We start from the raw sequence: 26,935 nt of genomic DNA on the forward strand, positions 1-26,935 counted from the left end.
TTTAACCCAGTGCTACGGCGGCTGGTATCAGATGGTACATAATCCACCGAATGGAGCCTTTGGGCTCCATTTTTGTTAGGGGCAGTATTTAGTCCCGTAGCCATCAACGCGACCCCATGCCGATCTGTCGTATTTTACGTCTATCAATACCGGCAGAATACTTTCAGCAAAGGCTCCGAGTCGAACATCGTGCCTTTTTTGAGAACGGATATACATATGGCTAGGATGCGCGACCAAGTCACAAAGCTGCAAACCCGATATATTGTCTTTTTTGGTGCGAAATTTTAGTTGTGATCCGCGTATGCGAGAATGAATCCTCTCTACGCCTCTTTCTCCATTCAAAAAACGGGTACCATTCTGTTTCGCGTCACTGAAAACCTCTTGTAACTTCCTGTCTTTCTTTCCCTGTCGAGCTTCAGGCATTATGTCGCCAATATCGTCAACTCGTTCCAAGAACTGAACAAACTTTTCAACCATTATTTCCATCAAGTAATGGTAGGGATGCTTCTGCTCCCAATGATGCTGTCTTGTCATTTCTAGCTTGTCGATGACAACCGTAATCAATCTAAATTCAGTATTCTGAACCAAATTGAGCACTAACCCATCAAATAACTCGCGTTTCTTGTTGTCATTCAGCTGGCCAAACACAGACTTCCGCTTGACGATATCTGAGCGATGCAGATGTACTACATCATCTGGATCAAACTCAAAAACGCTATGTTTTAGTTGGCGTATTGCCGGATTAAGAAATCCCTCAACATGGGCCAATTCAACTATCACGCCGGAAAGACTCAAGAACCGGTGATTATCATTCTCTAAATGAGACAGATCATCGGTGCCAACTTCATCAAGATACAATCGGTACAAGTAACACTCCGTAAATGCCCACATCAATTAGCATGCGAGAACTACTTGAAAGCATAGCTACTAAAATAGGCTGATCAACTATCCATCTTCAACGCCGAGATAAACGCTTCCTGCGGGATGTCGACTCTACCGAATTGCCGCATCTTTTTCTTACCCGCCTTCTGTTTATCCAACAGTTTGCGTTTGCGCGATGCGTCGCCGCCGTAGCACTTGGCCGTCACGTCTTTGCGCAGCGCCGATAGGGTTTCGCGGGCGATGACTTTGCCGCCGATGGCCGCTTGGATCGGGATTTTGAACATGTGCCGCGGAATCAGGTCTTTGAGTTTCTCGACCATGGCCCGCCCGCGCTGTTCCGCACGGTCGCGGTGCACCATCATGGACAGCGCATCGACCGGTTCGTCGTTGACGAGAACGGACATTTTCACAAGGTTATCAGTCTCGTAACCGGTGAGCACATAATCGAAAGACGCGTAACCTTTTGTTACCGATTTCAGGCGATCATAGAAGTCGAACACAACTTCATTGAGGGGCAGATCATAGACAACCATCGCACGCGACCCCGCGTAGGTCAGGTCCTGTTGGATGCCGCGCCGGTCTTGGCAGAGTTTCAGCACGTCCCCGAGGTAGTCGTCGGGCACGAGGATCGTCGCCTTGATCCGCGGTTCTTCGAGGTGATCGACTGTGGTGACGTCTGGCATATCAGCCGGATTGTGCAGGTCGACCTGCGTCCCGTCCTTCATGTAGACGTGGTAGACAACTGACGGCGCAGTCGTGATCAGTTCGATGTCGTATTCACGTTCAATCCGGTCACGGATGACTTCGAGGTGCAGCAGCCCAAGGAAACCACAGCGGAAACCGAAGCCAAGTGCGGCGGAGGTTTCCATCTCAAACGAGAAGGACGCGTCGTTGAGCGCGAGTTTGTCGATGGCGTCGCGCAGGTCTTCGAACTGGCTGCTGTCCACGGGGAACAGGCCACAGAACACGACAGGCTGCGCAGGCTGGAAGCCGGGCAGCGGCGTTTCGGTACCTTTGCGTTCGGACGTGATGGTGTCACCCACCCGCGTGTCACGCACCTGTTTGATCGACGCTGTGATAAAGCCGATTTCGCCGGGGCCCAGCGTGTCGACGTTCTGCATTTCAGGCCGGAACACGCCGATGCGGTCGATCTGGTGCAGGGTGTCGTTGGACATGAAGCGGACTTTGTCGTTTTTCTTCATGCTGCCGTCGATGACGCGGACAAGAACGATCACGCCGAGGTAGCTGTCGTACCATGAATCGACGAGCATTGCCTTGAGCGGCGCATCTGGATCGCCTTTCGGCGCGGGCAGTTTTTGCACGATAGCTTCCAGCGTTTCGCGGATGCCGACGCCGGTTTTGGCCGAAACCTGGATCGCCTCAGATGCGTCTAGCCCGATGACGTCTTCGATTTGCGTCGCCACCTTTTCGCATTCGGACGCGGGCAGGTCGATCTTGTTCAAAACGGGCACGATTTCGTGGTCCGCATCAAGGGCGTGGTAGACGTTGGCCAGTGTCTGCGCCTCGACCCCTTGGGTGCTGTCCACAACCAGCAGCGACCCCTCAACCGCGCGCATGGACCGTGATACTTCGTAGGCGAAATCGACGTGACCGGGGGTGTCGATCAGGTTCAAGACATAATCCTGTCCGTCGTCCGCCGTGTAGTCGATGCGCACCGTGTTCGCCTTGATCGTGATGCCGCGTTCGCGTTCGATATCCATGCTGTCGAGCAGCTGGGCCTTCATATCGCGGGCAGCCACCGTGTTCGTCTCTTGGATGAGACGGTCAGCAAGGGTGGATTTGCCGTGGTCGATGTGGGCAACAATTGAGAAATTGCGGATATTTTTCAGGTCGGTCATGGAGCGTCAGGCCTATCAAAGAGGGGTGGTTTTCCATGGCCTGTGATGGGGGAATTTGCAAGGGGGGATAAATGCGCTTCAGCCCCTATTCGGTCCCGAAAGTACGGTCAGGAATGACAAATTGGGACGTATCCACTGTAACCGGTCGATAAACCGTTTGTTCCAGCGTCGCGTTCGTACCTTGCTCACAAGACAGGCTTGATCTTTTCGCCATCTGCATGAAATCTTCGCCGATTTCGTCCAAATAGCTACCTAAACTATAGCTATCCGAGTATGGGTCGCATTCGTGTTTATAATGCTGCTGATCGTATTCGCAGAGGTGTTCATTCAGTCGCGCGACGCGTTTGGCTTCGCAAATCACTGTTGTAGTCTCATCTTGATGTTCCGCCTCAGTGATTTCGGTCCGCTCCAGCTGAATATCCAAATTGCCGAGATACTGTCCCATTTGATTGACGTAGCCTGTCGATATCTCAGCGCGTTGCAAACCGTAGGCGATAGCGTTCGCCATGTAAGGTTGGCTTTCTTGAAATCCCTTGGCAATCAAGACTTGGGTTCCCAGATCAAACCACCGTTGGGCATTATATGGTTGAGCGGCAACGCGACGTGCTGTCAAATCAAGGGTGTCCCGCTCTAATTCGTCGGCTAGGCGGGCGCGACCAGACAAATTCGATGCCCTCTCGACCGCTTGCAGGAGCGTGTCGTTGAACGGATCGTAAGCCAAATACGTGCTAGCCGTTTCACCTGCCTGTTTTATGATATCCATCTCTAGCCAGCCCATTGGTGTGCCGCGAGTGTCAAAGACCCATCGCACGTATCTCTGGGCCAATTCGACATCTTTCGTAAATTTGGGTCCCTCTCTTTCTAGAAAGGCGCCGATTTCGTCCATGCGTTCGATGTGGTCTGCGGCAATGATCGCATTGTAGATTTCATATTCCAACTCGGGCGCTTCGGTCTTAGACAAGACCCGAGCGGCCGCCATGCGGGAAGGTTCATCGAAAGAGTTGATCCAAATCAGCAGAGCGATGCATGTGTCAACTGTCAGCCATTCTTCAGCTGGGATTTGCGGAACATAGGTTACACAGACGTTCGACACCTGATGTCCCCTCACCGCCCCATTGCGGCAAATGCATATATGCGGCACGCCTCACTGTTACAAAATTTGGCTCCAACGCCATTGTATTAGCAACAATTGCATCAATCCCTTCGGACCAGAATACTTGCATTGTACCGTTCAACATGATGACGGCATCAGACGCAGGCACATATCCCGGCGCCGCGGTGAACGCCTCAGAGGCAAGGCGAAAGGCTTCTTCTCGGAGGTAATTGAAACGGGTTAGTGCCTCGGGATGAGTATTGATAGCAGTTCTCTCACCTCGAATTCCCGATGATAATTGTCTGATTTGGAAAGACACCACCACTTTCGCGTAGATGGATTCCGGCATCGCGTCCAACCAATCGTATGTAACCGCTAAGACCTCAGGATCCGAAACGATGAGCCAGGTGTTTAATGCCCGCAGGTGGTTCGGCCGCAATTCGCCGGATGAAACGCGCCGATGAGTCTGCGCAAACAAAGCTTCGAGACCCTCAACGTCGCCTTCGTGAACCAAATCCATCAACGCATCGCGTTCGAGAAATACAGGTTCAGATTCTTGAGCCAGACAAGGCGAAGCCAAAATTAAAAGGATGAACAATAGTCGCTTCATCAATACACCTCTTAGTTAAGGATAACTGTGATCGACTAGTGCGGCTTTTTTTTCGACTAGATATCGTTGAATTTCGGGACGTGTTTCAGGCCTTATCAGGACCGTCTTGCGGCAAAACAGCCCCCGGATTCATGATGCCAACCGGATCCAGCGCATTCTTGATGCTACGCATCATTGCTAGCTTTACCGGATCACCGTATTTTGCGAGGTCACCAACTTTTAACCGTCCTATGCCATGTTCGGCACTGACCGATCCGCCAAACGAATGGCACAGGTCATGGACGCAGGTTTTGACCGCTTCGCGCATATCTTCGTAATCCGCACGGGTTTTCCCGGGCACCGGAAAGACGTTGTAATGCAGGTTTCCATCGCCCAAGTGGCCAAAGCAATTGATGCGAAAATCGCCGATCTTCGCGAGAGCGGCCGTGCCCTGTTTGATGAAGTCGGGGATGGCCGAAAGGGGAACCGAAATATCGTGCGAAGACACAGACCCGATCCGGCGGTTTCCTTCTGGAATGTTTTCGCGGACATCCCAAAACGCCTGCCGTTGTGCGACTGATTGCGCGATGACACCGTCTGTGACGAGATTCTGCGCAAGCGCTGCTTCAAACAGGTTCATCAATGCATCGTCAGGGGCCAGCCCTTTCGGCAGGCCGACGTCGATGAGCACCATCCAATCGGGTTGATCCGCGAACGGCGGCTTCACCTGCGGTCCGGTTTCCGACAAGAAATCAATCCCTTGGCGGTGGATTAGTTCAAACGCCGATAAGCCGTCACCAATGTGATCGCCTGCCATCACCAGCAGATCAAGCGCGGCGGATGGGGAATTTACGGCCATAAATGCCGCCCCAGTCTGCGCCGGTTGCGGCACCATTTTGAGCGCCGCGGCGGTGATGATCCCAAGCGTGCCTTCCGCACCAATCAAAAGGTCGCGCAGGTCGTAGCCGGTGTTATCTTTACGCAATCGGGTCAAACCGTGCCAGATTGATCCGTCCGGCCGCACGACTTCCAGCCCAAGACACAGCGCGCGCGCGTTCCCGTACCGCAAGACGTTCACGCCGCCCGCATTGGTCGCAAGCAGGCCACCGATCCGTGCGGACCCTTCCGAGGCGAGCGACAATGGGAACAAGCGGCCCACGTCGTCAGCCGCGGCCTGAACATCGGAAAGGATGCAGCCCGCTTCGGCAATCAGGACGTTTTCGGTCGGGTAGTTCGCCCGAATTTGCGTCATCCGTTCAAGCGACAGAACAATCGGTGCAGGGCCTTCTTGCATCAATTGCCCGCCGACCAATCCGGTCCCGCCGCTGTAGGGAACGACCCCGATGGCTGCGTCATTGCAAGCCTTGACGATATGCGCGACTTCTTCGGTCGTCGCAGGTGCCAGAACGATCCCCTGCCCTTTCCAACGCCCCCGCGGTTCGGTGAGATAGCTGTCAGATCCGTCTTTCACGGTCCCTTTTGAAAGGTTCAGGCCATCAATGAAGGATTTGGTCGCGGGGTTTAGAATGGACATTTCAGGTGCGGGCCCTTTCGAAAGCCGCCCACGCGGCTTCAAACTTTTCAAAATCGAACCCGGGCTCTCTTGCGGGCCCAAGGACGAGGTGTTCCGTGTCCTGCATCTTTTGAATGGCATCGGCCAATTGATCAACCACTTCCGGCGGGATCACAACGGCACCGTGACGGTCCGCGTGGATCAAATCCCCCTGCTGCACGGTCAAACCGAAGATAGTGACGGGCGTGCCAAGTTCAGTGACGTGCACAAATCCGTGGCTAGGCCCGATGGACCCCGCAATGACGGGATAATCGTCCGCCATGTCCCCTAGATCCCGCATCACACCATTCGTTAACGTGCCTGATAGCCCAAATCCCTTGTGGATCGTCGTGTTCACTTCCCCCCAGAACGCACCAATTGCATGTGGGAAATCAGCATCTTCCACGACAGCAACACTTGGCTTGCCGCCTTCAGCCATCGCTTTGTAGTACGCCATGCGACGGGCCCGAATGACGTCCGGTGGTTCGGTTGGTGGCTTCAGCGCTTGGATTTTTGCGGTGATGGCGTAGCCCACAATCGCAGGATCATCGGGCGCGGAACAGATCATCGTTCCACGTGTGAAAGCGTTAAAACCGCGTTGGCCCTGTGCCACTTCGATGGCGTTGCAAACGGTGGGCGTATCGACTGATCGCAGCAAGGTGAGCAGGTCGTCGTTCATGTATCCTCCAACCAGCGGCTCAACGCCGCCGTCGTTTTCTGGGGTTGTTCCAAAGTCGGCAAATGTCCTGCGTTTTCGATGACTTGCAGGACGCTACTTGAGAGTAGATCGTGCATAAGTTCATGTCTGTGGACCGGGCATAATGCATCATCGCGTCCACACAGCACCAAAGCGGGGACTGACGCCGATCTTAGCGTTTCGGTTTGGTCAGGACGGCTGGCAAGGGCCTTAGATTGGTTAATAAAAGTCGCGGGGCCGAGAGAGGCTGCCATGTCCATACACAGATCAAGGATATCTGCGCGATGCGGACCGTTGGCCAGATAGTGCGGTTTCATCTCGTCACGTATGACGTCCAAAAGATGCCCGTCTTGTACTTTTTCAATCTGACGCGTGCGTCGGGCGCGAATTGCATCCACCTCAGCCAATGGGTTGGTGTCGAGCAAGGCGATCCGGTCTACCCGAGACGGCGCCTGCCGCAGAATTTCCATCGCCACGATGCCGCCCATGGATAGGCCAGCTAGCGCGAACACAGGCGGCGCCCCCTGCAAAATATGGGCTGCACAGGCCGCGATGCTATCTGTTGTAAGAGCGGCCACGTGAACCGCGCGCTGCGCCGAGAACGTCGCGATTTGCGGCGCAAACAGCCGCGCATCGCACATCATTCCCGGCAGCAGCACAAGCGGTGTCATCCGACCAATGCCGCACCATCCGACATTGCTTTCAGCTTTGCATAAGCGATATCCGGATCAATTGAACCAAACCCAGCAAATGTTCCAAATCCACAATCTGATCCGGCAATGACGCGATCGGACCCTACGATTTGTTGAAAACGATCAAGGCGTTGCGCGACCAGTTCGGGGTGTTCCACAAAATTGGTCGTTGTATCAACCACACCAGGAACAAGAATTTTGGTGTCAGGGATGTCGGCCTTACGGTCGCGGAACGTTGTCCATTCGTGACCATGCCGCGGGTTGGACGTTTCGAACAAAACGTAATCCGCCTTCGCCGACATCAACGTGTCAAACATGGTATCCATCGGAATATCGCAAACATGGGGGCCTTCGTAATTGCCCCAACAGATGTGAATGCGGACCTTGTCGGACGGAATATCCTGCAGGGCATGATTCAGCGCTTCGACATGACCGGCCGCAATTTTCGTAAACTCCGCATCGGAAAGGTCGTTGAAAAGCATGTGCTTAGCAAGCGCAAGGTCAGGGCAATCCAGCTGCAGATCAAGGCCTGACGCTACGATGGTCTCATATTCCGCCTTCATGGCATCGGCGAGTGCTGCCAAATAGGCTTCGCGAGACTTATAGTAATCATTTTGTAAGAAAAGAGAGATAACACCGGGGGATGCGGCGTTCATGAAGCCGCGATCGACGTTATGTTTCACCATCGCAGCTTTCAGGTTTGCGATATCTTTTTGGAGTTCGCCTTGCCCTTTTGATTTCACTTCCCCGACGCACATCGGACGCGCATATTTTGGGGTCCCGCCATCGTCGGCGAGCCGTTTTAGGAATCCCGGAAATAACTTAAGATCGCTTGGCGCATTACGCGGGCTGTCGCCGTCAAAACCTGTGTAGCGGTCTTTCACGTATGTCGCATAGCTGATTTTGGACGTCTCACCGTCGCTGACGATGTCGACACCTGCTGCGACCTGCCGCGCGACTGTCGCGTCAACTGCTTCGGCCATCGCCATATTGAATGCAGTTTGGTCGAAGGGTTCGTTATTTTCGCGCGCGAAAATGAAGTCGACCACGTTCTGGGTACGCGGAAGACTACCAACGTGTGTCGTAAGAATACGAGCCATTTGTTATCCAAATATTTGTTATTGTTGCATTATAAATAGTGCATCGGTCAAAGCAGGTTCTACCCAAGCCATGTCGAACCGGCTGGATCGTCGTTCGAAAACACACGGTACAAGGACGCCTCGCCTGTCATTGCCGGATACAAGGCATGTGGCGTGCTGGGCGGAATGGCAGCTGTGTCGCCGGGATTTAGGCTGGTCGTGCCACCCGCAAAATCCAAACGCCAATGTCCGCGCATCGGCATCAGGATCGTGTGATGATGGTGTGTCTGCAGTTCATCCGAAATCGAATTGCGCGACAACAGCTCTACCTCGAAACCAGGTTTGTCGGGCAATACGCCGTCAACGCCGATGACTTTGGCAGGTTGTTTGTCGGCGAACGCCATCAAATCCCAGTATCGCGCGACGTGCCGCGGCACGACATCCAAGGTCGAAGGTTCGGGGAAATTGGCGAGCTCTGCTTCGGTCAAAACTGGCATCGGGTTTACACCATCGGGCAAAGACGCGCCTTTCTTGGTGTCGTATAATTGCCCGTTTTCGCCCAAGACGAGCCCATGTTCTGCTGCGTCTTCAATGACTTGCGGCGCCCATGTGACACCGCCGCCAGCGTCGTCGCCACCAAGGATCGCCATTATCATCCCGTAGTCAGTCCCGATGTTTTCAAAACCTCGGAAAATGCCGGTTGGAATATTAATGATGTCACCCTCTTCCAATACGACTTCGCCGGCAGTTCCCCAACGGCCCCAGAAGAACCGCCAACGGCCTTTCAGCGCAAAAAACACCTCGGCCGTTGTATGGCTGTGCAAGGAATTGCGGCACTTCGGCGGCTGGCCAGCCGCACCGATATTGAAACCCGGAGTGTCGGCGATATGCACATGTTGGTCAGCAGATTCGGACACACCACCGCCAATAATCGTGAAGTTTTCCTTCTGATCAGACCCCGGCGTATGGGCGTCGATGAAGGCGGTCTTGCACGGGCGCAGATCGCCGTAGCGCACGATCCGTGCTTCCATTTCAGCAGGCGTCATGATGTTTCCTCGCGACTATTTATTGAATGAAACCGTTTGAAAGTAGTCACTTACACGGCCCCCATCAAAATTTGCTTCCAGATTGCAACTTCGTCATAAAGCGCAAACTCGCGGCGCAGCCCCACGCCATCCGTCCCGAATGGGCCAAACTCTGCGTGGCACATGCCCATGATATGAACTGGCGCGCCGGTCGGTTCGCCAAACGTCCCCCATCCGTCGTGGATGCCATCGAGCGACCACCGGACGGCTGCCCGCGGTGAAAGCATGTCGGCGTCCATGCCAATCTGATGGTGGATTTTGAACGTCGCATTCGGGAAAGACGACCGCAGGCCAACCCAGAACGCGTCACACCCTTCGCGCCCGATAGACGTCACAGCCCCGGCGTATTCGCCGATCACGGCCCTGTCGTAATTCCTTGTAATCGTGGTGAAATCTTTATCCATGAGCCGTGTCAGGATGTCGGCGTAGCGTTGCCCCCAGGCGTTGTCATTTCCCGTGCCTTTGTAGTCACCGGCGATGTCGTTCGCAGGCGAAAAGACGGGTTTCGCAAGGGCTGCGCCACCTTCTTTGTCGATCAAGCCTGCCGCAAAGGTTTTCGGATCGAACCCCAATTGACGGACCAAACCACCGTAATCGCGCACCAACCATTCATCATAGATCGTGTCGTCTTTTGCTGCGCAATCGGCGATCACGCGCACAACCCATGATTTATTCGTGGCTTTGCCAAACTGGCCATCTCTTGTGTGCGTCGCCTTAGTCAAAAGCCTATGCGAGGACAGAAATCCGGCGTCTTCATCGCCTGACCAGATCACATCCTCACCGAACAATTCGCGGTCAGGAAATTCATTAATCGTCGCCATTGTCGCGGCAATCGTCGCTTGGTTGCCCACTGAAACGCCCATCGGCGTCCGTACAGGAATGTCGGGCGCGTAGTAACGATTGAGCGTTTCCACCCCGCGATCTTCCCAAATTTCTTTTGTCACACCAATGATATAGTCGGGAAAATCTTTCCACTTGGCCTGAAAACCCTTCATCATATCGTTCCTTTTGGTGGGCGCGTTGTGCCGCGCTGAATAAGTGGGCCGTCAAAGACGATGCGGCTTGGCGCGATTTCACCTTCGCCGATTTGCCCGATGATCATTTCAACCGTTGCGTTGATCATGCGGACCAAAGGTTGGCGGACCGTCGTCAAATTATAGGCTGGCCAAGCGGCAAGCGGTACATCATCGAAACCGATGATCGCCACATCGCGAGGCACGTCAAGGTTGAGTTCAAATCGACACGTATCAAGCACGGCAAAGGCCATATGATCGTTTCCGACAAAAATGGCATCGGGCGGTGACGGGCTGTTCATCAGGTCGCGCGCCGCTTGTGCCGCAATCGCACGGTCGTATTTTCCGTCGATGATCGCCGTCGGTTCTTGATTGTGGCACTGCAATCCTTCGATCAAGCCCTGTTGTCTATCGCGACCGGTCGATGACCCAGCCCAACCGGAAATGTGCGCGATGTTTTTATGGCCAGCCTCGACGAGGAAATCCGCAACTTTGCGCCCTGCTGCCACATTGTCAGAAGTGACAGAGCCAACGTCGGCGCCATCTTGGCTGCGGTTGAACATGACCACTGGAATGCCCGCCGCTTTGCAACGATCTGTTAAGTCGGACGACATACCGACAGACGCGGTGATGATCCCATCTACCTGATAATCAAGCAGTTCTTGGATCACTTCATCAATTTCACGCTTGGTGTTTGAAGCTGTGAAGACAAGGACATGATAGCCCTGTTCCTGCAATGCATTGGACAGATGTTCCAACGCCAGCGGGTAAAATTGGTTATCAAGGTAAGCGACAACTAGACCGATGATGCGGCTTTTGCCGGTAATCATCGCGCGCGCCATCATGTTGGGTCTGTACCCCAATTCGACAGCTGCTTTCTTAACCTTTGCGACTGTTTTCGCGCTCGCCGATGCACCGGGGGTGAACACGCGGCTGACCGCTGATTGTGAAACGCCTGCCCGTTCTGCGACCTGTAGGGATGTGATCCGATCATGCTGCATCAGTCAGCCGTCCACCCGCCATCAATCAACAGATGCGTACCCGTCATCAGCGCGGACGCGTCGGACGCTAAGTAAACAACGGGGCCCATGATATCTGTCACCTCACCTACGCGCCCTAATTTGATCTTTTCTTCCAGCCACTTAACCTTTTCCGGATCCTGAAACGTGGCTTCGGTCAGGGCCGTGCGGATAAAGGTTGGACAGACAGTGTTCACACGAATTCCCTTAGGGGCCCATTCAATCGCCATTGCTTTGGTGAAGCCTTCGACGCCGTGTTTTGTGCCGCAGTACACCGCCCGATCGATCCCACCGACATGCGCCATCTGCGATGTCACGTTGATCAATGACCCCGGTTTGCCCGCCGCGATAAGGTCTTTTGCGACGGCCTGCGTTAAGAAATACGCGCCCTTGAGGTTAAGCGCACTGACAGCATCAAAATCTTCTTCCGTCGTGTCGAGCGCTGGTCCGTGCCGCGCAAGTCCGGCCGAATTGACCAGAATATCAAAGGGGCCGTGTTCTGCGACTTGCGCTTGGGTCGCGGGAATATCGGACACGTCCATCTTGAAGGATTGCGCGCTGAGCCCTGCCGCCTGCATCGCCTTAACCACGTTTTCAAGTTTATCGGTTGAACGGGCGGTCAATGTCACATCGGCGCCCGCCTGCCCCAGCGCCACCGCGCAGGCCAATCCAATGCCGGACGATGCGCCAGCGACAAGCGCGCGCTTTCCAGAAAGATTGAAAGATGGGGTCTGCGGCAGTTGCATGTCGTGATCCTTGTGTCGCTTTTGGCAAGACCAATGAAGGCCCGCCCAAAGCGGAATTATTCGGCGGCGGTTCCATACGGCACGTTTTTACCGCCGTACCGACGGACGCGGACATTACATTGTTCGGCATGTCCCACAAATCCTTCCAGCATGCATAGCCGCGATCCGTAGGCACCAATTCGTGCTGCGGCTTCATCCGTCGTGATCCGCTGGTAGCTGTGTGTTTTCAAGAACTTGCCAACCCAAAGCCCGCCGGTGTACCGACCCGCCTTTTTGGTGGGGAGCGTGTGGTTTGTTCCGATAACCTTGTCGCCGTTGGATACGTTTGTGCGCGGCCCAAGGAACAAAGCACCGTAGCAGGTCATGTTATCGAGGAACCAATCGTCGCGGTCCGTCATCACCTGAACATGTTCAGACGCGATGTCATCCGCGACGGCGAGCATTTCGTCGTAGGTGTCACATACGATCACCTCGCCATAGTCGTCCCACGATGTTTTTGCCGTTTCACGTGTTGGTAAGATTTCGAGGATACGGTCGATTTCAGCCAAGGTATCCTTGGCCAGTTTTTCAGAATTTGTGAGGAGAACAGCGGGTGAATTATACCCATGCTCCGCCTGCCCTAGCAGATCAGTCGCGCAAAGTTCAGCGTCTGCGGCGGTTTCATCGGCAATAACCATGGTTTCGGTTGGTCCGGCGAACAGATCGATGCCGACGCGCCCGAAAAGCTGCCGTTTTGCTTCTGCGACGAATGCATTTCCCGGCCCGACAATCATATGCACTGGATCAATTGTTTCGGTCCCAATGGCCATGCCACCCACGGCCTGCATCCCACCAAGGACGTAGATTTCGTGTGCCCCGCCCATGTGCATGGCGGCGACAATCGCTGGATGCGGTGCGCCATTTTGCGGCGGTGCGGATGCCACGATCCGTGGGACACCCGCGACGGACGCTGTGAGAACCGACATATGGGCCGAAGCAACCATCGGAAATTTACCGCCCGGAACGTAGCAACCCACTGATTGCACGGGGATATTTTTATGCCCCAAGATGACACCCGGCTGGGTTTCAACTTCGATATCGGTCATGGATGCCCGTTGCGCTTCGGCGAAGGTACGGATCTGGGTTTGTGCGTATTTGATGTCTTCCATGTCGCGCGCGCTGACTTTGGACATCGCGGCTTCGATATCGGATGGGGTCAGACGAAACGAAGGGGGTGTGTAATTGTCGAACTTTGCCGACAAGTCACGGATCGCGGCGTCACCGCGCGCCTCGATGTCCTTGAGCGTGGTTTCGACAATGCCCCGCACCTTTGCATCATCTTCTTGGCGTTCCGTTTCCGGCTTGCCCGTTTTTAGATAACGAATGGTCATGACAAACGGTCTCCTGTTGTCGCGTCGAACAAGTGACAGATTTCGGCAGGAATGGTGGCATGTACGGTATCGCCGATCTTTGTGCGGTAGTCCTTGCCAGATTTCACGGACAAGATTGTGCCGCCTGCCCGCATCGTGACCATTGTGGCCTCGCCCAACAGTTCGAGCGAGTAAACCTTTGAATTTGCTTGTGCTTCGCCGTCGGCGACAGTCGCGTCCTCTGCACGGAAACCCAGCGTGACTGGCCCCGAATGCTGCGTCGACAGGCCCGTGATCACGACCTTATCCGCCGTGAATGTCCCGCCTTCCATGACGCCGTTGATCAGGTTCATCGCAGGTGATCCGATGAAGCCTGCGACGAATGTATTTGCGGGCTGATCGTAGATATCGGTCGGCGTCCCAACCTGCTGCACCACGCCTTTGTTCATCACGACAACGCGGTCGGCGAGCGTCATCGCTTCGATCTGGTCGTGCGTTACGTAGATCGTAGTTGTTTTGAGTTCGTGGCTGAGGTTTTTGATCTGCGCCCGCGTCGACACTCGCAATTTGGCATCGAGGTTGGACAGAGGTTCGTCCATCAAAAACACGTTTGGTTCGCGCACAACGGCACGGGCAAGCGCCACGCGTTGCCGTTGACCACCGGACAGTTCCGCAGGTTTGCGATGCAAGAATTCATCAAGTTCAACCATGGCCGACGCGCGTTTGACTCGGTCGTCATGTTCGCTTTGTGGAATCCCGCGCACCTTTAACGGAAAGCGGATGTTTTCGTAAACGTTCATATTCGGGTAGAGCGCATAGGATTGGAACACCATCGCCACGTCGCGATCTTTGGGTTCGAGGTCATTGATCCGCTTGCCGTCCACAAGGATATCGCCGCCAGACGCGTCCTCTAATCCCGCGATCATCCGCATGGTCGTTGTCTTGCCGCAACCCGATGGTCCAAGCAACACCAGAAACTCTTGATCGGCGATCGTCAGGTCAAATTCCTTCACGCCGACAAAGTCGCCCCAGCGCTTGGACACCTTTCGAAGTTGGATTTCTGCCATGATCGCCCCTCGCGATTGCATACGTTTGCAAAATCTTGGCGCGAATCTGGATGCGTGGCAAGACCCTTTTTTCATTGACGCAATTCTGCAGCGCGGCGAAACGAAATGTCTTGCCAAACCGCACATTGAGGAGGTTAACTTGCAAACGTATGCAATGCGGTCGCGATTCGATCACGGCCGATGACATATGACTTTGTGGTCGCACGGCCGCTTTTAAAATGCGCCGGACCAACCCGGCCACCACAGATCCAACCGGGAGTTTCTTGGAATGAAAATGTTAAAGACAGCACTGCTAGGGACCGCGATTGCCGCCGTCGCTGGTACATCTGCACTGGCCGACGGCCATGCCTGCGCCATTGATGCCGGACGCCTGAGCATCATCGGGAATGAGTTCCCGGCCATCCAATCAGTATCCGCCGCCGCGCTTGAATGTGCCGCTGGCGCCGATGAAACCGCGTCCAACCTGACTGCAGACCACCAGACGCTGAACGTCGCTGGCATGTCTGGCAATCCAGCAGAATACACATCTGCGATTGTAGCGAATTCGTCCATCGTGGCGCTGATCAACGAAGATGTCATACAGCCGCTTGACGGCTTGGTCGCTGAATATGGCGCAGATATCCCTGCCCATCAGTTGATCACAGTGGACGGCAAGATCATGGCCGTCGCATTTATGGCGAACGCCCAGCACCTTGTTTATCGTAAGGACGTGCTTGAGCAAATCGGCATGGATGCGCCCACATCTTACGAAGGCGTACTGGAAGCTGCCGAGAAAATCCGCGCCGAAGGCATTATGGAAAACCCTGTTGGGGGCGCATATGCGGCGGGTTGGAACCTCGCGCAGGAATTCACCAACATGTATATCGGGACCGGCGGTCAATTCTTTGAACCGGGCACCGCGAACGTATCCATCAACAACGCCCAAGGCGTTGAAGCGTTGGAAATGATGAAGGCGCTGACTGCCTACATGAACCCAGACTACCTGACGCACGATTCCAACGCGACATCCGCGGAATGGGAAGCGGGCAACGTGGCGTTGATGAACATGTGGGGCAGCCGGACAGGCGTTCTGATGGACGACGAAGGCGCGGAAGAAGTTGTGTATAGCAACACCGCTGTTGGCGGTCCATTGACTGTTGGCGACAGCGGCACGCCTGCGACGACACTGTGGTGGGACGGCTGGACTGTTGCAAAGAACATCAGCGACGCGGATGCGGCGGCCACGTTCCAGGCATTGGCACACGCCACATCACCTGCTTTGCTGAACGACGAAACCATGTCCCAAGCCGTATGGTTGATGGACGGATTTGAATCCCAGCCTGTGAACGAAGGCGTTTTGGCGTCCGTTGCAGCTGGTTCAACACCGTACCCGATGGTGCCGTTCCAAGGTCTGCTGCACACAGCGCTTGGCGACAACATCGCTGATTTCTTGCAAGGCGACGAATCTGCAGAACAGACGCTTGCGGACATCGAAGCGGCCTACACAGCCGCTGCGACCGAGCAGGGTTTCTTGCAGTAAGACAATTCTCGCGGGGGGCTTTGCGGCCCCTCGCACACCTCATTTCCAAGATCATTTAGATGGCCGGGGGCCCTTGCCATGAAACATTCATCTTTCTTCTGGTTTGTTTTGCCATCGGCCATCTTGATGCTCTTGTTTATCGCATCATCCGTCGTGTCCGTTGTGACCCAGTCACTTTACACGGCCCACGAACAGGTGATTATCGAGGTCGAAAACTGCGGCCCGTTTGGTTGCACCGTAGCCCAATCCGTTAACCAAGAGGCCACCCAAGCCCTGCGCGACGCTGAACCATTGGGCAAATGGGCCGGGCTCGACGTTTACAAGGACCGTAACCACCTTGCTGTCGAAGACGTAAAGACCGCGTGGATCGAATCCGACGGATTGCCTGATTTCGCGAACGCCTTGATGAACCTGCCGTTCTACGACGCGTTGGCCTTCACCCTGACCTACACCGCCATTGTGACCCCGCTGACGTTGATCTTGGGCTTTGCCATCGCGGTTGCCATCAATTCGGTCGCAACCGCCCTGAAAGGCCCGACGATCTTTTTCTCGTTGTTGCCATTTATCGTGACCCCGCTGGTCGGGTCGTTGGCGATTTTCTGGATGGTCGATGCGCGCGGTATTTTGGGCAGCGGATTACAATGGCTGTCAGGTGATCCGACCCTATCGGTCAAGGCAAACACGACGCTGATGTGGATCATGTTGATGTTTTACGGGGTATGGCATTCGGCGCCGTTCGCCTTTGTCGTCTATTACGCGGGCCTGCAAACGGTGAACCAAGACACGATCGAAGCAGCGATGATTGACGGGGCCAGCCGCTGGGAACGCATCCGTTACGTCGTGATCCCTCATCTGTTCCCGCTGACGACGTTCATTGCGTTGATCCAGCTGATGGACAATTTCAGGGTGTTCGAGCCGATCATATCGTTCAGCGCACAGGCCCACGCACGATCACTTTCAATCGCGATTTTCAGCGACTTGGGGGGCGAAACACGATTGCTATCGTCCGCCGCGGCCACGTCTGTGCTGACGATCATTGGCGTTGCGATCCTGCTGTCGCCGGTGCTGGTCCGCACCTACCGCGACTTTGGTAAAGACTAAGGAGACGACCATGTCCACTGCAACCCGCCGTCCCCTGCCCGTCCAATTGATCGCGATGGGGTTCCTGATCATCTGGTTGATCATGGCCGCCTTCCCATTCTTGTGGACCCTGTGGGGATCGTTCAAAGTCGAAGGCGATTTCTTTTCCAAAGCGGATTGGGCCCAATCCTTGACCGGCGAACTGACGCGGGTCGAAACCGGCGGGCCATTCACCGGCGATGGCTATCACGGGGCATGGGTGCAGGAAGAATTCTGGCGTGCTGCCTTTAACAGCCTGATCGTCTGCTTTTTTACGGTCACGATTTCGCTGACCTGCGGAACATTGGGCGGGTATGCCTTGTCGCGATCCACCTATCGCTACGCATTCTGGTTCCTGTTGTTCGCGCTGATCTTTCGGGCGATGCCACCGATCACGCTGGTGTCCGGCTACCTGCTGCCGTTTTTCGAATGGAACCTGTGGGGGCGGCTATCAACAACCATCATCGTATTGGTCGCGATCAACCAGCCATTCACGCTGTGGATGCTGCATGCGTTTTTTAAAAACATCCCAAAGGATTTGGACGAATCTGCCATGGTGGATGGTTGCACACGGTTCCAAGCGTTCCGCCATGTCATCATCCCTGTCATGTGGCCAGGGGTTATCACAACGGGTCTGTTCAGCTTCCTGCTGGCCTATAACGACTTCGCCGTGACCTCTATGTTGCTGTCAAAAGAGAACCAAACGATGGTGCCGAAACTGGCGTCCTTCCTTGGGACAACCCAAACAAAAGGCAATGTCATGTTCGCGGTCGCGGCCGTTGTGTCGATTACCGCACCGCTGTTTGTGATGATCATGTTCTTCCAGCGTCAGATCGTATCCGGTTTGACCGCAGGCGCGGTGAAAGGCTGACCCATGTCGTTCCAAGAAGCAAAGCAAGTCGTCCGCGACCATTATGCAGCGCTTGCATCCGCAACATCCGAAACCGTCGCTGATCGACTGGCCGAAAACACGACGCCAGACTGGCACTGGCGCGGGATGCATCCATTTTATGAACATCACGGGGCCGCAGCGGTCGCCGCGAACTTCTATGAACCGTTTTTGTCCGCGATGACAAAGGTTCAACGGCGCGAAGACATCTTCTTCGCAGGCTTGAACATGATTGACGGGTACACATCCACATGGGTCATGTCGATGGGGCACCTGATGGGGCTTTTTGATGCGCCATTTCTCGGGATACCGCCGACCCGCAAAATCGTCATGCTGCGCTACGCCGAATTCAATCGCGTCGAGAATGGCAAGATCGTCGAAACCGCGCTGTTTATCGACCTGTTGCACCTGATGCAGCAGGCGGGCGTTTACCCGCTGCCGCCGCAAACGGGCATGCATCTGATCCAACCCGGACCAATGACCCACGATGGTTTGCAATATGTCGACGCGCCAGAACAGGCTGGCAAGGACACGCTCGACCTGATCAATCGCATGATCGGTGATATCCAAGCCAATTCGAATAGCAAAGAAAATGCGGCACCCCGCGACGCGACCCCGCAGGAAGAATTAGCCCAATGCTGGCACGACGACATGCTGTGGTGGGGACCCGAAGGGATCGGTGCCACATACACGATCGACCGCTACATCGCGCAGCACCAACGACCTTTCCGCACCCAACTTGGGGAACGCGAATTCCACGGGCACATCACGCGGCTGGCCGAGGGCAATTATGGCGGATTCTTTGGGTGGTCGAACCTGTCCGTCGTGCCGCTTGGCGGATATATGGGCCTGCCTGGTGACGGCAAAACACGGGCGGAGATGCGGGTTGTCGATATCTACCGGCGCGATGGCGACAAATTAGCCGAGAACTGGATCTTCATCGACATTCTGCATTTTCTTCACATGCAGGGGCTGAACGTCCTTGATCGCATGCAGACGGTGTAACTGCTTCTTTTGGTCATAAATATCTCGGGGGATTGGGGGCTGGCCCCCAAATCGATTCTTCACGAAAAATCGTAGCTACTGCACGACAGGTCGATCTTCGACAAAGGCACGCATGTCGTCAAAAACATCCGGTCGTGTAAAGAACAACAGATGCCCCTGTTCGGGATAGCCATAAATCGCGACGTCGCCGATTTTTTTGGAAAAATCGTAGGTCTGGCGCGTTGAAAAGACGCGGTCATTCAGACCAACAAAGAACGCGACGGGGATCCCGTTCAAATCCAAATCGTCGGGCACCTGAAATCCCGGCAGGCCCAAGGTATGCGCCAACGCCACTGCCGGATCGAGCTTGACGATGATCTTTTCACCTGCCGCAATATCGCGGGACAAGCGGTCTTCGAATGACGGATCGTCTAGGGCATCCGGCCCGTACAAAAGGCCCGCCCAGAACCGTTTCCACACAGTTTGTCGCCGCAGCGACCCGGTCGCGATCATCGCTTTGACGATGTCTTCCACGCCGCGAAAAACGGTGCTCAACCCGCCGCCGTGTTCCACAGCCGTCGACATCGCTGCTACGCGCACATCACGGTCGCCGGTAATCTGGGGCGCGGTTAACAAGGCGATTGGTCCGCCTGTCGAATATCCGATCAGCGCGACGTCCTTGTCTGGATAACTATTGGCAAATGCAGCGATCCGTTCTGCTACGGTCGCGGGATGAATCAAGTGATCGTTCGGCATCCCGTCCAACCCCGGAAAACGGTACATGGCACGCGCATAACCTGCGTCATCCCAGTCACCGGTCGCTTCGAAAATGTCGATCGACGCAAGCGCCCCTGGAATAAAGATCGCGATTTTGTCTGAACGGGCGATATCATGGGCGTCGTACAAAAGCGGATCAATCGCGCTTTTGCGCGCTAAAGGCACCCCGCATGCGGTTACGCAGACCAACACCATCATGATCAGGATCTTTTTCATGTCGCCACGCTACTCTTGTTCAGCAATTGGTCAACCACCCCTAACCGGCGTCGGTCTTCCCGCGCCGATCAAATCGCAGGTTCGCGTATAGAACATGGTTACGCCAGCGCCCGTTAATTTGAAGATAAGACTGCGCCACGCCTTCGTATTTGTATCCGCATTGCTCCAATAATGCGCGCGACGGCGTATTTTCGGGCAGGCATCCTGCCTCGATCCGGCTCAGATCGAGTGACACGAAGGCATAATGTACCATCGCTTCAATCGCTTCGCGCATATAGCCCTGCCGCGCGAACCGTTCCCCGATCCAGTATCCTGTGGTCCCTGCTTGGGCGGGCCCACGCCGGATATGATCCAGCGTAATCGCCCCCAGCAGCATCTGATCTTCGCGCCGCGTGATGAACAACGGGACCGCCGTCCCGGACGAGATTGACCTTTGCGCCCAATAGACACGGTTTGTGAAGGATTTGCGTGTCAGGTGTTCGGGCGCCCACGTCGGTTCCCAAGGCGTCAAGAAATCGCGGCTTTCCGCGCGCAATGTCGCCCATGGCCGAAAATCGGCATGGGTCGGTGGGCGAAGTGTCAAACGTTCGGTTTCAAGCCGGACTTTCCGTTTGACGCCCAACATTACGCGGCAAGCCGCGCTTTGAGTGCCTCGAGCGTTGGTGCCGCTTCGGCGGGTCCATACAGCGCCATGGCCGCACCTGGGTTCGTGGCTAGATCACCTGCGAATGCTTTCACATCACCTGTTGTCACGCCGTCGATAAACCCGATGGTTTCTTCCAATGTCGGAATGCGATCCCAGATCGACATGAGCCGCGCCAGACGTTCTGCGCGGTTTGACGGGCTTTCGAGCCCCATCAAAAGACCCGCTTTCATCTGCGCCCGTGCGCGCGCCACTTCTTCAGCGGTCATATCGTCGGCTGCGCGTTTCATTTCGTCCATCGTGATATTGGCAAGCTGTTCGATTTGTTCGGCACTTGTGCCCGCGTAAATCGTCGTAAGGCCCGTATCTTCGTAGGCGCCGGCCTGCGCGAAGACCGTGTAGCACAGGCCCTGCTTTTCGCGCACTTCTTGGAACAGGCGCGATGACATTCCGCCGCCCATCACCGATGAATAGATTTGCGCCGTGTAGATCGCGGGATCGCGGTAGTTTGGTCCTTCAAGCGCCAAGGCGAAATGGACCTGTTCCAGATCCTTGATCTCGCGCCGTTCACCGCCGCCGAAGGCGGCTGGTTGGATCAGGTTCGTGGGGCGCTGGATTGGGGACAAGTGACCGAACAGCTGCTCTGCCTGTTTCACAATCGCGTCGTGATCAACGGCACCCGCCGCCGCGAGGATCATCTGGTTCGGCCCGTAATGTTCACCGACAAAGGTATTCAAATCCTCGCGCGAGAAGCTAGAGACCCGTTCAGACGGCCCAAGGATCGTACGACCCAGTGCCTGATCGGGATATGCCACTTCTTGCAGCCAATCGAAAACGATGTCGTCGGGCGTATCGTAGGCTTGACCGATTTCTTGCAGGATCACGCCGCGTTCGACTTCAATCTCTGACGGATCGAAAACTGGGTTCAACAGAATATCCGCGATCACATCCAGCCCAAGCGCCACGTCGTCTTCGAGAACACGGGCGTAATAGGCCGTCATTTCGCGCGACGTGTAGGCGTTGATGTAGCCGCCAACGTCTTCAATGGCTTCGGCAATTTGCAAGGCGCTGCGGGTTTTGGTCCCCTTGAACGCCATATGTTCCAGAAAATGCGCGATGCCGTTCTGTTCGATCCGTTCATGCCGCCCACCGGCTTGCACCCAAATCCCGATAGAGCTGGATTTCAGGCCCGGCATGCTTTCCGTGACGATCCGAAAACCGTTGGAAAGTGTGTGCAGTTCAATGCTCAAGATGTGATCCGTTCTTTGATGACCGCTTGCAGTGCGGAAAGGTCGTTGGCGCAACGTGTTACGCGTTCTGGGCGGTCATATAGGTCTGCCATGCGCGGCGGAAGGGGGGCCATCACGCCAGAGGCAGCTTTCACCGCATCGGGGAATTTCGCAGGATGCGCGGTGGCCAGCGTGATCATTGGTGTGGTGCCAAGATGGTCTTCGGCCACGTGGGTGCCGACAGCCGTGTGCGGGCACAACAATTCGCCGTGCTGCGCGAGGTATGTTTTGATCGTAGCAGAGGTTTCTTCTTCGGATGCGCGGCCCGATTTGAAGGTGTCTTTCAACATCTGATAGGCGCCTTGGCTGATCTGGAAACCGCCCGATTTCAGGTCTTCCATCTGGCCTGCAACGGCTGCGCCGTCTTGGTCGTATGCGTAGAACAATGCGCGTTCAAAGTTCGACGACACTTGGATATCCATCGACGGGCTGATTGTCGGTTGAACGCCTTCTTTGGTGTAGCTACCGGTTTCCAGCGTACGGTGCAGGATATCGTTGCGGTTTGTGGCTACGACCAAGTCTTTGATCGGCAGGCCCATTTGTTGTGCAATGTAACCTGCAAAGATGTCGCCGAAGTTGCCTGTCGGCACGGTAAAGCTGATGTCACGATGCGGTGCGCCAAGGGATACTGCGGAGGAGAAGTAGTAGACAACCTGCGCCAGAACACGGCCCCAGTTGATGGAGTTCACGCCTGCCAGCTTGACGTCTTCGCGGAAGGCGAAATCGTTGAACATGTCTTTCACGGCGGCTTGGCAATCGTCGAAATCGCCATCGACGGCAATTGCGTGCACGTTGGATTCGGACGGTGTTGTCATCTGCCGACGCTGCACTTCGGACACGCGCCCATGCGGGAACAGGATGAAGACGTCGACGTTATCGAGACCACGGAAAGCTTCGATTGCGGCGGACCCTGTGTCGCCGGACGTCGCACCTACGATAGTCACGCGGTCGCCCGAACGGGAAAGTGCGGCTTGGAACATTTGGCCGATCAACTGCATCGCGAAGTCTTTGAACGCGAGCGTTGGACCGTGGAAAAGTTCCAGCAGGAAATGGTTCGGCGCGAGTTGGACCAGTGGTGCGCGCGCGTCATGGCCAAAGCCCGCGTAGGCATTTTTGATTAGCTCGCGGAATTGATGATCGCTGAAGGTGTCACCGATGAACGGTCGCATGACCGTATAGGCGATGTCTTCGTAGGATTGCCCCGCCATGTCCGCAATTTGGTCTGCCGTCAGCGTCGGGATGGTTTCGGGCAGATACAGCCCCCCATCGCGGGCGAGGCCGGTCAACATGGCTTGTTCAAATGTCAGCACGGGCGCTGTGCCCCGTGTGGAAATATAACGCATTCTAGCGGTCCTCTTGGCGGATGCGGAAGATCAGATAGCCTGTCATGATGACCCAGACGAGGGCCAGCATGAACCATGTGATCGCGTAGTTCAGGTGGTCGTTCTTGATCACCCCAGAGTCAAGCGGAAGGGGCTGGAACGGATAGCTTTGCAGCGGCGTGACGAGATCAAGCAACTGCACGTCGCGCGCGACAATCAGGGTTTGTTCGGCGTTCAGGCCTGCGGCAATGGACGGCACGTCGCGGGTGAACCAAATGCCTTTAGGATCAGGGTCCGGCGTCCAGTCATCTTTGTCGTCGGGCCAATGCAGATTGCCAGTCACGTCGATGACGTGGAATTTGGTGAACGGGTTGCCAAGTTGCGCAAGCGGCACCCATCCAAGGTCGACCATCACAGTGCGCCCGTCTTCGGTTTCCAGCGCGTCAACGTAGCGATAGCCGGGTCCAAGCCCTTCGATAGTGACAAGCACATAAAGCGGCGTGCCTTTCAGGCGGCCCTGTGTCGCGACAGGTCGAAACTGATCTGTTGCGGGATCGGGATCAGCTGGGATCGCAACCGGATCGGATGCAATCGTGGCGTCAATCTCTGTCAGGATTCCCGTCTTCCACTGTAGGCGCTGCACCTGCCAGACACCAAGGCTAAGCAAGATCGCGCATCCCGCGATACCGAGTAGGATTGGAAAGAAAATCTTACGCAATTGTCAGCCTTTCAAAGCAAAACGCGCGAGGTGTGACCCCGCGCGTTTGTCTTATCTTTGATCGTGGTCGGGGTGAACCCCGATGTGGCGGTTAGCCGCCCCAGACGTAAACGGCTGCGAAGAGGAACAACCACACAACGTCAACAAAGTGCCAGTACCAAGCCGCTGCTTCGAACCCGAGGTGCTTTTCAGGAGTGAAGTGACCCTTTTGCAGGCGGACCAAGCAAACCAGTAGGAAGATCGTACCGATCAGAACGTGGAAGCCGTGGAAACCTGTCGCCATGAAGAAGTTCGCGCCGTAGATGTTGCCCGAGAAACCGAATGCCGCGTGGCTATATTCGTAGATCTGGAACACGGTGAAGATCGCGCCAAGAACAACGGCGAGGATCAAGCCCCACTTCATGTCTTCACGGTTGTTTTCATGGACCAAAGCGTGGTGTGCCCACGTCGCGGCCATACCGGAACACAGCAAGATCATCGTGTTGATCAACGGCAGATGCCAAGGGTCGAATGTTTCGATCCCGACTGGCGGCCAAACACCGTCAACGGCAGGCGACATCGGACCCATCGGGTACATCGCGTGTTTGAAGAAAGACCAGAACCACGCTGCAAAGAACATGACTTCGGACATGATGAACATGATCACGCCGTAACGCAGGCCGATGGCCACAACCGGCGTGTGATCAATGCCACCTTCGCCTTCGGCAACCACTTCGGACCACCATGCGTACATCACGTACAGCACAAGCGCGAGACCGATCAGGAACGCATATGGGCCGGAGCCGTGCATCCAAAAGACGCTGCCGCCCAACATGATGAAACCACCTACGCCGCCAAGCATTGGCCAGATAGAGGGGTTTAGAATGTGGTAATCGTGATTCTTTTCATGCGCCATGGCTGTCGTCCCTTGGGGTTCTTGCTAGTTCAATTCTATGGCGTCTTGCGCCGGTGTTGTCAAAGCTGCCTGTTCAAAAGTCTCAGGCAGATCAATCTGGTAAAACGTATAAGAAAGCGTGATCGTGTGCACATATTTGCCTTCACGGTCATCAACGATAGCCGGATCGACAAAGAAGCTGACCGGCATCATCACGGTTTCGCCCGGTTGCAGGACCTGTTCGGTGAAGCAGAAACATTCGATCTTGTCGAAAAATCCACCCGCTTCGTACGGCGTCACGTTGTAGGCCGCCTGCCCTGCGATTGGCACGTCGAACGGGTTGTGCGCTTCGTAGAAGGCCAGACCTGTTTCACCGATCCGGATTTCCATTTCACGCTGCGCGGGTTTGAATTCCCACGGCATGTCTTTTTCCAGTGACGCATCGAAGCGGACTGTAATCGTTTGATCCAGAACTTCGTTTTGGTTGGCTTCGACAACATTTGTTGCGCCGCCAAAACCGGTCACGCGGCAAAACCAATCGTAGAAAGGTACAGACGCCCAAGCGAGTGATCCCATCAGGATCACAACACCGCCAGCCTGAGCCGCCGTGCGTTGAGGGCCCTTTAGCTTAGGAAACATCCGCATTACTCGGTCCCCTCAGCTGCGAGAGGAACAGACGTATCAGGCCCATCAAGGCGACCACCAAGATCCAATTCGGTGATATTACCGAGCTGCAAAACCTTCACGACAGTCAAACCAAAGACAATCGCAATTGTGCCAGCAAGCAGAAGGCCCACACCCATGTTCCGGCCTTTGCGCCGTTCGTGGATTTCATGTTCGACTTTGATCGCCATTACACACCACCAACGTTCAAACGCAGCGCCGCTTCGATCAGCAGGGCGACGAAGTGGGCAAACAGGTAATAGAGCGAGACCTTAAAGACCGACTTTTCAACCGCGTAGTTGTCAGCGTCAGCCGCCGCATCATCGCGTTTCCAGATGTCGTAAGCGCCTTTGAGGAACCACGCGTTCATGATCGCGGCAACGGTCAAGTAAACCGGGCCACCGATGGATGTGAAACCAAGGCCAATCGCCACAGGTACCAGCAAAGCGGTGTAGGCAATCACATGTTTACGGGTGCTGTCGCGACCGTGCGTTTCGGTCAGCATCGGAACGCCCGCATCGCCGTAATCTGTCTTTACAAACAAGGCCAAAGCCCAGAAATGCGGTGGCGTCCACATGAAGATCAGCATGAACATCAGCACGGATTCGATGGTCACGGAACCAGTCGCCACGGCCCAGCCGATCATTGGAGGAAATGCGCCTGCAGCCCCACCGATGACGATGTTCTGTGGTGTCGACCGTTTCAGCCACATTGAATAGACGACGGCGTAAAAGAAGATGGTGAAGGCTAGCAGACCAGCGGCAAGCGCGTTGGTCGCGAGCAACAGCAAGATGACGGAGAAGAAGGAAAGCGCGACACCGATGCCCAGCGCTTCGCCCGGTGCGACTTTACCCGCGGGAATCGGGCGTTTCGCTGTCCGCTTCATCACCGCGTCGATATCTGCGTCCCACCACATGTTCAGCGCGCCAGAGGCACCCGCCCCCACCGCGATGCACAACACACCGACAAATCCGATGAACGGATGTACCGGCACGGGCGACACCAGCAAACCGACCAATGCCGTGAAAACAACCAGCGACATGACACGCGGTTTCATCAAGGCATAATAATCACCCATCGACGGCTCTTGGCTGGATGTGGTGTAGGTCGCTTCGTTCAGGCTCATGTCGCTCATGCGGATGTCCATTCAAAATTGCGATGTGGCGGGAAAGGTGCGCGACGGACGCGCACCCGTTTTTG

Annotated in this window: 27 protein-coding genes; 4 read left to right on the plus strand and 23 right to left on the minus strand. The window is 55.4% G+C overall.

The features are described from left to right. Positions 1-75 precede the first annotated feature (75 nt). The 14 genes from MWU61_RS06120 to ugpC form a co-directional block, all read right to left on the minus strand. Positions 76-867, minus strand: a complete 792-nt coding sequence (locus MWU61_RS06120; protein WP_247127403.1) for a DUF3800 domain-containing protein — start codon at positions 865-867, stop codon at positions 76-78. Between the two features lie 74 nt (positions 868-941). After that, on the minus strand, positions 942-2,741 hold the full coding sequence (gene lepA, locus MWU61_RS06125) for a translation elongation factor 4 (RefSeq protein ID WP_247127404.1): 1,800 nt from the start codon (positions 2,739-2,741) through the stop codon (positions 942-944). Between the two features lie 85 nt (positions 2,742-2,826). Continuing rightward, positions 2,827-3,834 carry a hypothetical protein gene (locus tag MWU61_RS06130; RefSeq protein WP_247127405.1) on the minus strand — a complete coding sequence of 336 codons (1,008 nt, stop codon included), beginning with the start codon at positions 3,832-3,834 and terminating at the stop codon, positions 2,827-2,829. Beyond that, the gene (locus tag MWU61_RS06135) at positions 3,791-4,444 is read right to left on the minus strand and encodes a hypothetical protein (protein ID WP_247127406.1); all 654 of its coding nucleotides are present in this window, start codon (positions 4,442-4,444) and stop codon (positions 3,791-3,793) included. Before MWU61_RS06135 ends, MWU61_RS06130 begins: the two co-directional genes overlap by 44 nt. 85 nt (positions 4,445-4,529) lie before the next feature. Beyond that, complete coding sequence (locus tag MWU61_RS06140; RefSeq protein ID WP_247127407.1) at positions 4,530-5,957, minus strand: FAD-binding oxidoreductase; 1,428 nt, start codon at positions 5,955-5,957, stop codon at positions 4,530-4,532. 1 nt (position 5,958) lies between these two features. After that, the gene (locus tag MWU61_RS06145; protein ID WP_247127408.1) at positions 5,959-6,654 is read right to left on the minus strand and encodes an RraA family protein; all 696 of its coding nucleotides are present in this window, start codon (positions 6,652-6,654) and stop codon (positions 5,959-5,961) included. Further along, positions 6,651-7,343 (minus strand): alpha/beta hydrolase, encoded by a 693-nt coding sequence (locus MWU61_RS06150; RefSeq protein WP_247127409.1) that lies wholly within the window; start codon positions 7,341-7,343, stop codon positions 6,651-6,653. Before MWU61_RS06150 ends, MWU61_RS06145 begins: the two co-directional genes overlap by 4 nt. Further along, positions 7,340-8,464 carry a cobalamin-independent methionine synthase II family protein gene (locus tag MWU61_RS06155; protein WP_247127410.1) on the minus strand — a complete coding sequence of 375 codons (1,125 nt, stop codon included), beginning with the start codon at positions 8,462-8,464 and terminating at the stop codon, positions 7,340-7,342. Before MWU61_RS06155 ends, MWU61_RS06150 begins: the two co-directional genes overlap by 4 nt. Positions 8,465-8,523: 59 nt before the next feature. After that, the gene (locus tag MWU61_RS06160; RefSeq protein WP_247127411.1) at positions 8,524-9,489 is read right to left on the minus strand and encodes an AraC family ligand binding domain-containing protein; all 966 of its coding nucleotides are present in this window, start codon (positions 9,487-9,489) and stop codon (positions 8,524-8,526) included. A 50-nt stretch (positions 9,490-9,539) separates the two neighbouring features. Then, entirely contained in the window at positions 9,540-10,523 is a 984-nt protein-coding gene (locus MWU61_RS06165) for an ester cyclase (protein WP_247127739.1), read from the minus strand. After that, positions 10,523-11,542, minus strand: coding sequence for a LacI family DNA-binding transcriptional regulator (locus tag MWU61_RS06170; protein ID WP_247127412.1), 1,020 nt, complete (start codon positions 11,540-11,542; stop codon positions 10,523-10,525). Before MWU61_RS06170 ends, MWU61_RS06165 begins: the two co-directional genes overlap by 1 nt. Further along, a complete protein-coding gene (locus MWU61_RS06175) occupies positions 11,542-12,306 on the minus strand; it encodes an SDR family oxidoreductase (protein ID WP_247127413.1) in 765 nt (254 codons plus the stop codon). The genes MWU61_RS06170 and MWU61_RS06175 overlap by 1 nt, the downstream gene beginning before the upstream one ends. A gap of 56 nt (positions 12,307-12,362) precedes the next feature. Continuing rightward, positions 12,363-13,676: a histidinol dehydrogenase gene (gene hisD / locus MWU61_RS06180; RefSeq protein WP_247127414.1), complete on the minus strand. Its 1,314-nt coding sequence runs from the start codon at positions 13,674-13,676 to the stop codon at positions 12,363-12,365. Continuing rightward, the gene (ugpC, locus tag MWU61_RS06185) at positions 13,673-14,722 is read right to left on the minus strand and encodes a sn-glycerol-3-phosphate ABC transporter ATP-binding protein UgpC (RefSeq protein ID WP_247127415.1); all 1,050 of its coding nucleotides are present in this window, start codon (positions 14,720-14,722) and stop codon (positions 13,673-13,675) included. The genes hisD and ugpC overlap by 4 nt, the downstream gene beginning before the upstream one ends. A 268-nt stretch (positions 14,723-14,990) precedes the next feature. On the opposite strand from ugpC, the gene MWU61_RS06190 reads away from it, so the two are divergent. From MWU61_RS06190 to MWU61_RS06205, 4 genes are all read left to right on the plus strand, one after another. Further along, positions 14,991-16,241, plus strand: a complete 1,251-nt coding sequence (locus MWU61_RS06190; protein WP_247127416.1) for an extracellular solute-binding protein — start codon at positions 14,991-14,993, stop codon at positions 16,239-16,241. A gap of 78 nt (positions 16,242-16,319) precedes the next feature. Then, positions 16,320-17,342 carry a sugar ABC transporter permease gene (locus MWU61_RS06195; RefSeq protein WP_247127417.1) on the plus strand — a complete coding sequence of 341 codons (1,023 nt, stop codon included), beginning with the start codon at positions 16,320-16,322 and terminating at the stop codon, positions 17,340-17,342. A gap of 10 nt (positions 17,343-17,352) precedes the next feature. Then, entirely contained in the window at positions 17,353-18,231 is an 879-nt protein-coding gene (locus MWU61_RS06200; protein ID WP_247127418.1) for a carbohydrate ABC transporter permease, read from the plus strand. 3 nt (positions 18,232-18,234) lie between these two features. Continuing rightward, positions 18,235-19,254: an ester cyclase gene (locus tag MWU61_RS06205; RefSeq protein WP_247127419.1), complete on the plus strand. Its 1,020-nt coding sequence runs from the start codon at positions 18,235-18,237 to the stop codon at positions 19,252-19,254. A gap of 75 nt (positions 19,255-19,329) precedes the next feature. Here the strand turns inward: MWU61_RS06205 and MWU61_RS06210 are convergent, their stop codons facing one another. The 9 genes from MWU61_RS06210 to cyoE all read right to left on the minus strand — a co-directional run bounded on the left by MWU61_RS06210 (position 19,330) and on the right by cyoE (position 26,870). Next, complete coding sequence (locus MWU61_RS06210; RefSeq protein WP_247127420.1) at positions 19,330-20,226, minus strand: alpha/beta hydrolase; 897 nt, start codon at positions 20,224-20,226, stop codon at positions 19,330-19,332. A 40-nt stretch (positions 20,227-20,266) separates the two neighbouring features. Next, complete coding sequence (locus MWU61_RS06215; protein WP_247127421.1) at positions 20,267-20,851, minus strand: GNAT family protein; 585 nt, start codon at positions 20,849-20,851, stop codon at positions 20,267-20,269. Continuing rightward, positions 20,851-22,119 (minus strand): pitrilysin family protein, encoded by a 1,269-nt coding sequence (locus tag MWU61_RS06220; protein ID WP_247127422.1) that lies wholly within the window; start codon positions 22,117-22,119, stop codon positions 20,851-20,853. The genes MWU61_RS06215 and MWU61_RS06220 overlap by 1 nt, the downstream gene beginning before the upstream one ends. Continuing rightward, positions 22,116-23,501, minus strand: coding sequence for a threonine synthase (gene thrC, locus MWU61_RS06225; protein ID WP_247127423.1), 1,386 nt, complete (start codon positions 23,499-23,501; stop codon positions 22,116-22,118). Before thrC ends, MWU61_RS06220 begins: the two co-directional genes overlap by 4 nt. Position 23,502: 1 nt before the next feature. After that, the gene (locus MWU61_RS06230) at positions 23,503-24,198 is read right to left on the minus strand and encodes an SURF1 family protein (RefSeq protein WP_247127424.1); all 696 of its coding nucleotides are present in this window, start codon (positions 24,196-24,198) and stop codon (positions 23,503-23,505) included. Between the two features lie 91 nt (positions 24,199-24,289). Next, positions 24,290-25,093 carry a cytochrome c oxidase subunit 3 gene (locus MWU61_RS06235; protein WP_247127425.1) on the minus strand — a complete coding sequence of 268 codons (804 nt, stop codon included), beginning with the start codon at positions 25,091-25,093 and terminating at the stop codon, positions 24,290-24,292. Positions 25,094-25,117: 24 nt separating this feature from the next. Then, positions 25,118-25,717 (minus strand): cytochrome c oxidase assembly protein, encoded by a 600-nt coding sequence (locus MWU61_RS06240; RefSeq protein ID WP_247127426.1) that lies wholly within the window; start codon positions 25,715-25,717, stop codon positions 25,118-25,120. Beyond that, entirely contained in the window at positions 25,717-25,926 is a 210-nt protein-coding gene (locus MWU61_RS06245; RefSeq protein WP_247127427.1) for a hypothetical protein, read from the minus strand. The genes MWU61_RS06240 and MWU61_RS06245 overlap by 1 nt, the downstream gene beginning before the upstream one ends. Then, positions 25,926-26,870 carry a heme o synthase gene (gene cyoE / locus MWU61_RS06250; protein WP_247127428.1) on the minus strand — a complete coding sequence of 315 codons (945 nt, stop codon included), beginning with the start codon at positions 26,868-26,870 and terminating at the stop codon, positions 25,926-25,928. Before cyoE ends, MWU61_RS06245 begins: the two co-directional genes overlap by 1 nt. Positions 26,871-26,935 lie beyond the last annotated feature (65 nt).

It is taken from the genome of Loktanella sp. F6476L, from assembly GCF_023015725.1.
Classification (GTDB): domain Bacteria; phylum Pseudomonadota; class Alphaproteobacteria; order Rhodobacterales; family Rhodobacteraceae; genus Yoonia.